General features: G+C 67.5%; 11 protein-coding genes. 4 read left to right on the forward strand and 7 right to left on the reverse strand.

Annotated elements, in window-relative coordinates; all coding sequences use genetic code 11:
- Positions 1–6: 6 nt before the first annotated feature.
- The 4 genes from A5692_RS26365 to A5692_RS26380 are packed head-to-tail and all read right to left on the reverse strand — an operon-like array spanning position 7 to position 4,253.
- Entirely contained in the window at positions 7–1,062 is a 1,056-nt protein-coding gene (locus A5692_RS26365) for a poly-gamma-glutamate hydrolase family protein (protein WP_068062091.1), read from the reverse strand.
- Complete coding sequence (locus A5692_RS26370) at positions 1,063–2,310, reverse strand: Nramp family divalent metal transporter (RefSeq protein WP_156766298.1); 1,248 nt, start codon at positions 2,308–2,310, stop codon at positions 1,063–1,065.
- A gap of 50 nt (positions 2,311–2,360) precedes the next feature.
- On the reverse strand, positions 2,361–3,437 hold the full coding sequence (locus A5692_RS26375; protein ID WP_068062094.1) for a diacylglycerol kinase: 1,077 nt from the start codon (positions 3,435–3,437) through the stop codon (positions 2,361–2,363).
- Between the two features lie 24 nt (positions 3,438–3,461).
- Positions 3,462–4,253 carry an SDR family oxidoreductase gene (locus A5692_RS26380; RefSeq protein ID WP_067919029.1) on the reverse strand — a complete coding sequence of 264 codons (792 nt, stop codon included), beginning with the start codon at positions 4,251–4,253 and terminating at the stop codon, positions 3,462–3,464.
- Between the two features lie 262 nt (positions 4,254–4,515).
- On the opposite strand from A5692_RS26380, the gene pstS (A5692_RS26385) reads away from it, so the two are divergent.
- From pstS (A5692_RS26385) to pstA, 4 genes are all read left to right on the forward strand, one after another.
- Entirely contained in the window at positions 4,516–5,628 is a 1,113-nt protein-coding gene (gene pstS, locus A5692_RS26385; protein WP_068062097.1) for a phosphate ABC transporter substrate-binding protein PstS, read from the forward strand.
- A gap of 185 nt (positions 5,629–5,813) precedes the next feature.
- Positions 5,814–6,926: a phosphate ABC transporter substrate-binding protein PstS gene (gene pstS / locus A5692_RS26390; RefSeq protein WP_068062100.1), complete on the forward strand. Its 1,113-nt coding sequence runs from the start codon at positions 5,814–5,816 to the stop codon at positions 6,924–6,926.
- 60 nt (positions 6,927–6,986) lie between these two features.
- Complete coding sequence (gene pstC / locus A5692_RS26395) at positions 6,987–7,931, forward strand: phosphate ABC transporter permease subunit PstC (protein WP_068062189.1); 945 nt, start codon at positions 6,987–6,989, stop codon at positions 7,929–7,931.
- Positions 7,928–8,836 carry a phosphate ABC transporter permease PstA gene (gene pstA / locus A5692_RS26400; protein ID WP_068062103.1) on the forward strand — a complete coding sequence of 303 codons (909 nt, stop codon included), beginning with the start codon at positions 7,928–7,930 and terminating at the stop codon, positions 8,834–8,836. Before pstC ends, pstA begins: the two co-directional genes overlap by 4 nt.
- Before the next feature lie 20 nt (positions 8,837–8,856).
- On the opposite strand, the gene A5692_RS26405 is transcribed toward pstA, so the two are convergent.
- The 3 genes from A5692_RS26405 to A5692_RS26415 form a co-directional block, all read right to left on the reverse strand.
- On the reverse strand, positions 8,857–9,765 hold the full coding sequence (locus tag A5692_RS26405; RefSeq protein ID WP_068062191.1) for a Ku protein: 909 nt from the start codon (positions 9,763–9,765) through the stop codon (positions 8,857–8,859).
- Between the two features lie 124 nt (positions 9,766–9,889).
- Positions 9,890–10,816 carry a carbohydrate kinase gene (locus A5692_RS26410; protein WP_068062112.1) on the reverse strand — a complete coding sequence of 309 codons (927 nt, stop codon included), beginning with the start codon at positions 10,814–10,816 and terminating at the stop codon, positions 9,890–9,892.
- Complete coding sequence (locus tag A5692_RS26415) at positions 10,813–12,225, reverse strand: mannitol dehydrogenase family protein (RefSeq protein ID WP_068062119.1); 1,413 nt, start codon at positions 12,223–12,225, stop codon at positions 10,813–10,815. The genes A5692_RS26410 and A5692_RS26415 overlap by 4 nt, the downstream gene beginning before the upstream one ends.
- Positions 12,226–12,299 lie beyond the last annotated feature (74 nt).

A 12,299-nucleotide genomic window follows, 5' to 3' on the forward strand; every position in this document is an offset into this window, starting at 1 on the left:
GGACAATTACCAACGACGTGCAGCTTCCGCCAGCCCCCGGATCAGCGCCGTGGTGACCGGCGAGAGGCCGTCGTCGCCGGGCAGCGGGCTGCGCGGGCTGATGCCGCGCACGCGGGGGGACAGCTCCAGCTGGGTCCCGCCGTCGCGCACCCGGTTCACGGGGTTGCCCGGATGCAGGCCCCGCAACTCCGGCGGGATGTCGTCGAGGTCGGTGACCACCCGATAGCCGGTCAACCGGATGTGCCGGGCCAGATGCGCGGCCAGTGCGCGGTTGCGGCCACCGGCCAGCAGTTGCGTGCTGCGCCCGATGCGGCCGTATCCGTGCAGCGACACCGCGACGTCGACATGGTCGAGGAACTCGGCGAGCCGTGGCGACTCGGCCGGGTCGAACGACGCCGACGGCAGGTGGTGAGGGTAGTGGTCGGGGTGACGCAGCACGTACACCGACGCGTGGGCGGCCTCGGCGGCGCGTTCCGCGATCACGTCGGTCATCTCTTCCAGCCCGCCGCCGTGGATGGCCAGAAACCCGAAACGCGACCGCAATCGGCTGGCCTCGCTCACCCCCTCCTCGCTCAGCAACGCCGAAAGTGATTGCGGCGCAGGCCCCGACGCCGACACGCGGCGTGGCCAGCGTGAGGGGTCCCAGCGCCGCAGGAAGTCGACCCAGCGTTGCGGCAACCCGTGCTGCACGGCACCGTCGATGATCTTGGGCAAGTAGCCCGGCCGGGGCGGGCCCGGCGTCACCCGATGGTCGATGTAGACCCAGGCCGGCGACGGCCCGTCGTCGGTGTGCACGGTCAGCCGGTCGCGCCGGTAGCGCACCGGCACGCCCTCGGCGCTGTCCAGGGTCGCCAGGTCCCCATCGGAGATCTGCCAGACCACGCCATGCACCTGGTTGCCGGCGCACGGCTCGACCGTGGCCACGCCGCGCTGGTTGATCAGCCAGTCATGATCGGACAGGATCGCCGGCCGCGGATCGGCGGCGTCGGGACACCGCAGCGCCATCTGCTTCACGCACAGGTTCGACCCGTATGCGAAATAGGCATGCCGGCGGGCCGGCATTTAGCCGGTCACCGTCAGCCAGATGAGGACCACGTTAAGCAGACTAATCATTACGCCGACGGCCCAGCCAAGAACCGTCGTGACGGGGTGGTTGGTGTCGTCGCCCATCAAGTCGCGGTCACTGGTGAGCTTCACCAGGGGAAGGACCGCAAACGGTATCCCGAACGAGAGCACGACCTGGGAGAGCACCAGCGCACGGGTGGGGTCGAACCCGACCGCAAGGATCACCAGGGCGGGGCACACGGTGATCAAGCGGCGCACCAGCATCGGAATCCTGCGGTGCAGCAGCCCCTGCATGATCATGGCGCCGGCGTAGGCACCCACCGAGGACGATGCCAGTCCGGAGGCCAGCAGTCCGACCGCGAACAGCACCGCGATGGTCGCGCCCAGGGTGTGGTGGATCGCGGAGTAGGCGCCCTCGATGGAGGCGCTGATGTCGCGATGCTGCAGGTTGATCGCGGCGACCAGCAGCATTGCGGCGTTCACCGTGCCCGCGACGGCCATCGCCAGCACGACGTCCAGCCGGGTGACCCGCAGGAGCAGTCGTCGATGCGCGCCCTCCGCCGGATGCCCGTGCCGGTCGAGGACCAGCCCGGAATGCATGTACACCGCGTGCGGCATCACGGTGGCGCCCAGGATGGCGGCGGCGAGCAGCACGCTTTCGGTGCCCCGGAATCGCGGCACCAGCCCGCCGAGCACGTCACCGGGCGGCGGCGTCTTGACGAAGAAGCTGGCCGCGAAGCCGATGGCGATGACGAGCAGTAGGCCGGTGATGACGCGCTCGAAGATGATCTGCCCGCGCCGGTCCTGGATCGCCAGCAGCAGCAGCGACACCAGCCCGGTGATGATGCCGCCGACCAACAGCGGCAGATCGAACAGGATCCGTAAAGCGATTGCCCCACCGACGATTTCGGCCATATCGGTGGCAATCGCCACCAGTTCGGCCTGGACCCAGTAGACCAGCCGGACCGGGCGGCTCATTCGCTTGCCGACGGCCGCCGGCAACGAGCGCCCGGTCACCAGGCCGAGCTTGGCCGACAGATACTGCACCAGCCCGGCCAGCGCATTGGCCACCACGATGACCCACAGCAGCAGGTAGCCGAACTGCGCGCCGGAGCTGACGTTGGCGGCGACGTTGCCGGGATCGACGTAGGCGATCGCGGCGACGAAGGCAGGCCCGAGCAGATACCAGCTGCTTTTCAGCGAGTCCTGCCTGCTCTGCGTCAACGCGTCGTCCCCTCGATTCACTCGGCCGAATAAGAAAGTGAGGGTAGCCGAAGACTCGACGCGCCCGTTGCTCACCCGGGCAGGTAGAGGCCCTTGCCGGTGATCAGGGGCAGGTCCAGCGTCGTCACGATGCCCGGCGGGGCGGCCACCACCGCGGGGATCGCGTTGACCACCCGCATCGCGGTGGCGACCAGCCCGGCGTGGTTGTGGTCGCCCTTGCGGCTGCTCAGGCAGACGTCCATGGCGTAGGACGGTTCGCCGGTCACCTCGATGCGGTAGGACCCGCCGGGCTGGGCGGGCTGCGGCCACTCGGGGCACAGGTCCTCGCGCAGCCGGGTCACGTGTTCGAGGACCACGACGGGGTCGCCGTTGACCATGCCGAACACCTCGAACCGCAGCGCCGCGGCGCTGCCCTTGGGGATGTGTCCCGACGCGATGTCGAAGTCCTCGGGCGCCGGCACGCGGACGTACTCCTGCGCGACCGAGTCGAGCGAGATGCCCAGGCCGGCCGCCAGTTGCCGTACCACCGACCCCCACGCCAGGCTGAGCACGCCGGGCTGCAGCAGCATGGGGATCTCGTCGAGGGGCTTGCCGAAACCCATCACGTCGAACATGACCGCGGCGCTGTCGTACGTGGCGTAGTCGACGATCTCCATGCAGCGGATCTGCTGGATGTTCTGGCAGGTGCCGGCCAGCGCCAACGGCAGCAGGTCGTTGGCGAAGCCGGGGTCGATCCCGTTGACGAACACGCTCGAATTGCCTTCGCGCGCAGCGTCTTCGATGGGCCTGATCAGCTCCTCGGGAATCACCTCCCACGGATACTGCAAGAACACCGGCCCGCTACCCACGACGTTGATCCCGGCGGCCAGGACGCGCCGGTAGTCCTCCAGCGCTTCGGGCAACCGGTTGTCGGCCAGCGCGTTGTACACGGCGCACTGCGGCCTGGTGGCCAGGACCGCGTCCAGGTCGCTGCTGGCCCGCACGCCGGTCGCATCGGGGAGCCCGGCGAGCTCCGCCGCGTCCTTGCCGGCCTTGGCGTCCGACGACACCCAGACGCCGGTGAGCTCGAAGGCCGGGTTGGTGATCAGCGCCCGCAGGGCGTGGATACCGACGTTGCCGGTGCCCAGCTGGACGACGGGTATTGCCATGACGGGCTCCTCAGCGGTCGGGGGTCACAGATCCGGGACGGGGATGTCGAGGTTCGGGTAGGTGAGGCCGCCGTCGACCTCCAGCGTCTTACCGGTCAGGAAGCTGCCCGCCGGGGACGCCAAATACACTGCGGCGGCGGCGATGTCGACGGGATCGCCGAGGCGGCGCATGGGGGTGGCCTTCTCCATCGGCGCGCGCAGCTCGTCGTTGGAGGCCACCACGTCCAGCGCGGAGGTGAGGATGGACCCCGGCGCGATCGCGTTGACCCGAATGCGGGGGCACAGGTCGAGGGCGGTCAACCGGGTGTAGTGCGACAACGCGGCCTTGGCGGTGCCGTACGCGGCGAAGCCGCGGCCGGCCAGCCGGCCCATGGTGGAGGTGATGTTGATGACGCTGCCCCCGCCGGAGTGCTCGAGCATCAGGGGCACCGCCGCGACGGTCAGCGCGTGGGCGGTGGCGACGTTGAAGGTGAATGCGTCCTTGAGCTCTTTGGTCGAGGTGGTCAGCAGCGTGTTGGGCATGGTCCCGCCGACGTTGTTGACGACGATGTCTAGCTTCCCGAAGGCGTCGACGGCCTGGCCGGCCAGCTCCGCGGTCACCTCCGGATGGGCCAGGTCGGCGGCGACGATGTGCGCGCGGCGACCGGCGGCGCGGACCTGTTCGGCGACGCCTTCTAGTTGCGATTGCGTGCGCGAGGCGATGAGGACGTCGGCGCCCGCCTCGGCAAAAGCCAGCGCGATGGCCGCCCCGAGGCCGCGGCCCGCACCGGTGATGACGGCGACTTTGTCATCGAGACGAAATCTGTCAAGGATCATTGCGGCCTCTCTTCGCCCATGTTGTCAGCCGACACGGTAGCAAGCCCCGCCGTCTCGGATGCGGCATTTCTGGAACAGGTTCTACTTTTGCATATGGGTGCGGCGATGTAACGCCCCACGCCCGGTTCCGGCTCTTCCGGACCGGTCGGCGTCCACTGCGAGAATATCCACCCGGCGCTAGCCTTAGTGCTGACCGTTTCGGTCGGCGCAGCGGCTATTGAATGGTGGCAATCGTGTTTGATGTTTCCCGTTGGGGATTCTATTGGGCCTGAATCGCTTTGGCGCTGCGCTGAGTGTCCTGACCGCTGCTGCCGTGGTGGTGGCGGCCTGCGGGACCAACGACAACGCGGCGGGGAAAAGCGCCGGGCCCGGCACGTCGCCCGTCAGGGTGAGCTGTGGTGGGACGAAGGCGCTGAAGGCCAGCGGCTCGACCGCCCAGGCCAACGCGATGACCCGCTTCATCAAGGCGTTCGAGCAGGCCTGCCCGGGCCAGACGCTGAACTACACGCCCAACGGTTCGGGCGCGGGGATCGGCGAATTCACCGGGAAGCAGACGGATTTCGCGGGGTCGGACTCGCCGCTGGCCCCCATCGAGTACTTCGCGGCACAGCAGCGCTGCGGTTCGCCGGCGTGGAATTTGCCGGTGGTGTTCGGACCCATCGCGATTACCTACAACGTTGCGGGGGTGACGTCACTGAATCTGGACGGCCCGACCGCCGCCAAAATATTCAAGGGCGCCATCAGCACGTGGAACGACCCCGCGATTCAGGCATTGAACCCGGGCGTCGCGTTTCCCGCCGAGCCCATCCGGGTGATCTTTCGCAACGATCAGTCCGGTACCACGGACAACTTCCAGAAGTACCTGGACTCGGCCGGCAACGGAGCCTGGGACAAGGGCATCGGGAAGACGTTCAACGGTGGTGTCGGCGAGGGCGTCAGAGGCAACGACGGCACGTCGGCTGCGGTCAAGGCCACCCAAGGGGCGATCACCTATAACGAGTGGTCGTTTGCCCTGGCGCAGAAGCTCAACATGGCCAAGGTCATCACGTCGGCCGGTCCCGAGGCGGTGGCGATCGACGCGAGCTCGGTCGGCAAGACGATCGCCGGCGCCGACTTCACCGAGGAGGGCAACGACCTGGTCGTCGACACCTACTCCTTCTACAAGCCGACCCAGCCCGGTTCGTACCCGATCGTGCTGGCGACGTATGAGATCGTCTGCTCGAAGTACGCCGATCCCCAGGTCGGCGCGGCCGTGAAGGCCTTCCTGCAGAGCACCATCGGCGCGGGGCAGAACGGTTTGGCGGACAACGGCTACATCCCCGTCCCCGACTCGTTCAGGTCCCGGTTGTCCGCGGCGATCAACGCCATCTCGTGAGCTGCTCGCAACGGCCTGCGGCCCACCCGCAAAGCTGTCCTGGCCAGCGACAATCAGCCGACAGCAATTTGCCCGTCGTTAACCTTCGTGCTGTTAGCTTCCTTGCTGCGAGCGACGGCTGGCCGCCCCACAGCGGCTGGCAGAACGTCGACAATCACGTTTCATCCCTACCGTTAGGAAGTGACTTGAAACTCAACCGATTCGGTGCCGCGCTGAGCGTCGTGACCGCCGGTGCGCTGGTGTTGTCGGGCTGCGGAAGTGACAACAACGCCAGTAGCGGAAGCGCGACCAGCGGTTCGTCGGCGGGCAAGGTCAGCTGCGGCGGGAAGAAGACGCTGAAGGCCAGCGGGTCGACCGCCCAGGCGAACGCGATGACCCGCTTCGTCAACGCCTTCGAGCAGGCCTGCCCCGGCCAGACGTTGAACTACACGGCCAACGGCTCAGGCGCGGGAATCAGTGAATTCAACGGCAACCAAACCGATTTCGGTGGATCGGACTCGCCGCTCGCCCCCAAGGAATACGCCGCGGCGCAGCAGCGGTGCGGCTCGCCGGCATGGAATCTGCCGGTCGTCTTCGGTCCGATCGCGATCACCTACAACGTCAAGGGCCTGAGTTCGCTGAGCGTCGACGGTCCCACGGCGGCGAAAATCTTCAACGGCGCCATCACGACCTGGAATGACCCGGCCATCGCGGCGCTCAACCCCGGTGTCACGCTGCCCGCCGAGCCGATCCACGTGGTGTTCCGCAACGACGAATCCGGCACGACGGACAACTTCCAGAAGTACCTCGACGCCGCCTCCAACGGCGCCTGGGGCAAGGGCACCGGCAAGACGTTCAAGGGCGGCGTCGGCGAGGGCGCCAAGGGCAACGACGGCACGTCGGCGGCGATCAAGGCCACCGAGGGGTCCATCACCTACAACGAGTGGTCGTTCGCCCAGGCGCAGAAGCTCAACATGGCCAAGGTCGTCACGTCGGCCGGGCCGGACGCCGTGGCGATCAGCGCCGACTCGGTCGGCAAGACGATTTCCGGAGCCAAGATCAGCGGGCAGGGCAACGACCTGGTCCTCGACACGCTCTCCTTCTACAAGCCGACCCAGCCGGGGTCTTACCCGATCGTGCTGGCGACGTATGAGATCGTTTGCTCGAAGTATCCCGATCCCCAGGTCGGCACCGCGGTGAAGGCATTCCTGGAAAGTACGATCGGTGCGGGGCAGAATGGCCTGGCCGACAATGGGTACATCCCCATCCCGGATTCGTTCAAGTCGAGACTGTCGGCCTCAATCAACGCCATCACGTGATCTGAGGTGGTCGTGACCCGTGGAGCGGTAGCCAGCCCGTCGACCCCGAAAAAGCCCGAGCTGAAGACGCTGAGTGCGCCGTCGACTCGGCAGGGCGACCGGCTTTTCAAACTCGCGGCTGCCGCTGCCGGGTCGACGATCGTGGTCGCGATCCTGCTGATCGCGGTCTTCCTGCTGATTCGTGCCGTTCCGTCGCTACGGGCCAACCACGCGAACTTCTTCACCAGCGCGCAGTTCAGCACCACCGACGCGGGGAAGCTCGCGTTCGGCATCCGCGACCTGTTGATGGTGACCGTGCTGAGTTCGCTGACCGCCCTGGCGGTGGCGGTGCCGGTGGCGGTCGGGATCGCGGTGTTTCTCACCCAGTACGCGCCCAAGCGGCTGGCCCGCCCGTTCGGGGCCATCGTGGACCTGCTGGCCGCGGTGCCCTCGATCATCTTCGGGTTGTGGGGCATCTTCGTGCTGGCGCCCAACATCGAGCCCATCGCGGCGTTCCTCAACCGCAACCTGGGCTGGTTCTTCCTGTTCAAGCAGGGCAACGTGTCACTGGCCGGTGGCGGCACCATCTTCACCGCGGGCATCGTGCTGTCGGCGATGATCCTGCCGATCATCACGTCGGTCTCGCGCGAGGTGTTCCGGCAGACCCCGCCCATGCAGATGGAAGCGGCGCAGGCGCTGGGCGCCACCAAGTGGGAGGTGGTGCGGATGACCGTGCTGCCGTTCGGCCGCAGTGGTGTCATCGCGGCGTCGATGCTGGGGCTGGGGCGCGCGCTGGGTGAGACCGTCGCCGTGCTGATCATCTTGCGCTCCGCCGCACGCCCGGGCAATTGGTCGCTGTTCGACGGCGGGTACACGTTCGCCTCGAAGATCGCCTCCGCGGCGGCCGAATTCAGCGAACCTTTGCCCACCGGGGCCTACATCGCCGCCGGGTTCGCGTTGTTCGTCTTGACGTTCGTCGTCAACGCGCTGGCTCGCGCCATCGCCGGCGGGAAGGTCAACGGATGAGCTCCGCGGTCGAAACCTTTGACCGGCCGGTCAAGGCCCAGGCGTTCCGGCCCGTCAGCATCCGGCGCCGGCTCACGAACAACGCCGCGACGGCCTTCTTCGTCGCCTCGTTCCTGGGCGCGCTGGTGCCGCTGGTCTGGGTGCTGTCGGTCGTGGTGGCCCGGGGCTGGTACGCGGTCACCCGGTCGACGTGGTGGACCCACTCGCTGCGCGGAATCTTGCCGGAGCAATTCGCCGGTGGCGTCTATCACGCGCTGTACGGAACCGTGGTGCAGGCGGGGGTGGCCGCCCTGCTGTCCGTCCCGCTGGGGTTGATGACCGCGGTCTTCCTGGTGGAGTACGGGTCCGGCCGGCTGGTGCGTCTCACGACGTTCATGGTCGACGTGCTCGCCGGGGTGCCCTCGATCGTGGCGGCGCTGTTCATCTTCAGCCTCTGGATCGCGACCCTAGGCTTCCAGCAGAGCTCGTTCGCCGTGTCGCTGGCGCTGGTCCTGCTGATGCTGCCGGTGGTGGTCCGGTCCGCGGAGGAGATGCTGCGGTTGGTGCCCGACGATCTGCGGGAGGCCAGCTACGCGCTCGGCGTTCCCAAATGGAAGACCATCACGCGGATCGTGTTCCCGATCGCGATGCCCGGCATCGTCTCCGGCATCCTGCTGTCGGTCGCGCGGGTGATCGGCGAAACCGCCCCGGTGCTGGTGCTGGTCGGCTACAGCCGATCGATCAACACCGACATCTTCCACGGCAACATGGCCTCGCTGCCGCTGCTGATCTACACCGAGCTCACCAACCCCGAGCACGCCGGCTTCCTGCGCATCTGGGGTGCGGCCCTGAGCCTGATCCTCATCGTCGCGGTGATCAACCTGATCGCGGGGGCCACCCGCTTCTTCGCCGCTCGAAGTCGCTGAGCGCCCGCGGGGGATACGCGTCAGGCTTTGGATGCGGCCTTCTTGGCCGGTGCCTTCTTCGCCGTGGCTTTCTTCACCGTGGTCTTCTTGGCGGCGGTCTTCCTGGCCGGTGCCTTCTTGGCAGGAGCCTTGCCGTCGCCGGAGCGCGCCTTGACGCTGGCCTCCAGCTTGGCCAGCAGGTCGGAGACGTCCTCGGTCTCGTCGAGCTCCTTCGGTTGCTCCTCGGTGGTGAACGCCTCGCCGCCTTCGAGTTTCGCGTCGATCAGCTCCTGCAGCTGCTCCTGATAGGTGTCGTGATAGCGGTCGGGGTTGAAGTCCTCGGCCATCGACTCCACGACCTGGCCCGCCATCTTCAATTCCGCGGGCTTGATCTCGACCTCCTTGTCGAGCACCGGAAAGTCGGGGTCGCGGATCTCGTCGGGCCACAGCAGGGTGTGCACCATCATCACGTCCCGCTTGCCGAAGTCCTTGACGCGCAACGCCGCCAGCCGCGTCTTGTTGCGCAGCGTGAAGTGGACGATCGCCATCCGATCGGTCTCGGCGAGCGTTTTCGCCAGCAGCACATAGGATTTCGACGACTTGGAGTCCGGCTCCAGGAAGTAGCTGCGGTCGAACAGCATCGGATCGACCTCCTCGGCGGGAACGAACTCCAGCACCTCGATCTCGCGGCTGCGTTCTTCGGGCAAGGTGGAGATGTCGTCGTCGGTGATGATGACCATCTGGCCGTCGTCGGATTCGAAGGCGCGGGCGATGTCGCGGTATTCGACGACCTCGCCGTCCAACTCGCAGACGCGCTGGTACCGGATGCGGCCGTTGTCCTTGGCGTGCACCTGATGAAACTTGATGTCGTGGTCCTGGGTGGCGCTGTACACCTTGACCGGGACATTGACCAGCCCGAACGCGATCGAGCCCTTCCAGATGGAGCGCATGTAAGTCAGTATGCCCACACCGGCGCTGGGAAAACAGCGTGACAGGCCAATGACCTGGGATTCTGCGGCATTCCGCCGGGATTCGCCGGGCCGGATTGGCCCGGTGTAGTACCCCGGCGTAGGGCTACGTGAAACCGCCAGAGGCAGAGGTCAATTGAGCCCGAAGGGCGGCCCGATCCGGCAGGTCGGCGCCGGCCCGGGCGACTGTCAAAGCCGACACGGCGCTGGCCGTCCCGAGGGCGGCGGTCAGGGCGTCGGGCTCGATCCGGGCCAGCGCGGCCCGCCGGTCGGCGCCGAGCAGGTTCATCTCCCACATCGAGTCGAGCAGGCCGACCATGAAGGCGTCGCCGGCACCGACGGTGTCGACAACCCTGGCCCGTTTCGCCGCGACCTGGACCTCGCCGGCCGCGCAGAACGCCCGCGAACCGCGGGCCCCCATGGTCACCGCGATGACCGCGGGTCCCGATGCCAACCACCCCCTGGCCGTCTGTTCCGGCTCGTGACCGGGCTCGATCCAGCGCAGGTCCTCGTCGCTGACTTTGACGATGTCGCTGCGCGCGACGAGGTGCTCGACCCGCGCACGCGCCAACGCGGGGTCGGCGGTCAGCGACGGGCGCACGTTCGGGTCGAAGGTGACCGTGGCGGAATCGCGGTAGGTGTCGATCAACGCCGCGACCGCGAGGCAGCCCGGCTCGCGCGTGGCGGCGATCGACCCGGTGTGCACGAACAGCGGCGGCGCAGCCGCGGGTGCGCCGGAGAGCCGCCAGTCCAGATCGAACACATAGTCGGCAGACCCGTCCTCGGCGATGGTCGCTACGGCGGTCGGCGTCCGGGTGGCCGCAATGCTGCCCGAAACAAGGCGCGCGCCAGCTGCTTTCACGTGTTCGGCGATGCGCCGGCCGTACGGGTCGTCGGCGATGTGGGTCAGGAAGTCGACCTCACGGCCCAGCCGTGCGAGTCCGACGGCGACGTTGAGCGGACTGCCGCCGACGTACTCGTCACCCTCGACGATATCGATCAGCGACTCGCCGATCACCAGCCCGCGGGTCATCGCACCAAAGCCTCCAGCGTCGCCCGAGCTCCCTTGCCGTGCAACGAATCCAGCGCCCAGCGGTACGCCTCGACAAACCGTGGCTGGTGGGGGAGATCGCAGAACATCGCGGTGACCTCAATGAACGCGGTGGGGTTCTGGTATTGCGACCTGGCGATCGGGATGAGCGAATCCGCAAGCTGATCCACCACCTCGTACGGCCTGCCCCATTCGTCGGTGCCCTCGGCGTAGCGCGCCCAGCTGGCCACCGCGGCGGCCGCGAGTCGAACCGGTCCGTCGGCGGCAAGGTTGTCGCAGATGACCGGAAACAGCCATTTCGGGATGCGGTCGGACGAGTAGGCACACAGCCGGGCGACGGTGTCGCGCACGGCCGGATTGGCGAACCGCTCGACCAGCGTGCGGGCGTATTGGTGTAGGTCGATTCCCGGCACCGGCGGCAGCGTCGGGATGGCCTCGTTGTCGAAGTAGGAGAGCAGGAATTCGGCGAACAGCGGATCGCGCGCCGCCTCGTGGACGTACTGGAAGCCGCACAGGTGGGCGAAGTAGGCCAGGCACTGATGCCCGGCGTTGAGCAGCCGCAGCTTCATCAGCTCGTACGGGCGTACATCGTCGACCAGCAGCACCCCCGCTTGCTCGAGCGGGGGACGGCCGTCGGCGAAGTCGTCCTCGATCACCCAGGCGCTGAACGGTTCGGCCACCACCGGCCACCGGTCGTCGACGCCGAAGTCGCGCCGCACTTCCGCGGCCATCTCCAAAGTCGTTGCGGGAGTGATGCGGTCGACCATCGAACTGGGGAAGCGGGCGTGTTCTGCCACCCACTCGGCCAGCGTGGGATCTACGCGTTCGGCGCTGGCAAGCACGGTGCGCCTGGCGACCTCACCGTTGTTCTCGATGTTGTCGCAGGAGACGATTGTCGGCGCGGGGATTCCGCGATCGCGCCGTTTGGCGAGCGCCGCGGTGATCAACGTGAACGCGGGCCCGTCCGGGTCGCGGTACCCGCCTTCGGTGATGGTCAGCGAGATGATCCGGGTGGATGCCGCGGCGAGCACCTCCAACGCCGATTCCGGGTCGTCGGGGGCGTAGCGGTAATCCACGATCGAGCCGATCACCTGGGCGTCCCGGCTGCCGTTGGGGTTCTCCAAGATCAGCGTGTACAGCCCGTCCTGACCGTTGAGGACGTCGCGCATGGTCCAGTCGGAGGGCATCACCCCTATCCCGCAGATGCCCCAATCGCGCGCCAGGCCCTGCTGCAGCAGCAGGTTGATGTAGGCGGCCTGGTGCGCGCGGTGGAAGTGCCCGGCGCCGATATGCGCGATGCCGACGGTCACGCTGCGCCGGTCATAGTTGGGCGCCTCGATCGGCAGTTTCGAAAGCGACGCGTTGTTCAGGCTGATCGCGCTAGCCACCATTGGCCAACTCCTCACCGGCCCACCGCCCGGATCGTCACCGGGCGGTGGCACCTCTCGACGGTATGACAGCCGCG

The sequence above is a fragment of the Mycobacterium sp. E342 genome (assembly GCF_001667665.1).
In the GTDB taxonomy this organism is placed as follows: Bacteria; Actinomycetota; Actinomycetes; order Mycobacteriales; family Mycobacteriaceae; genus Mycobacterium.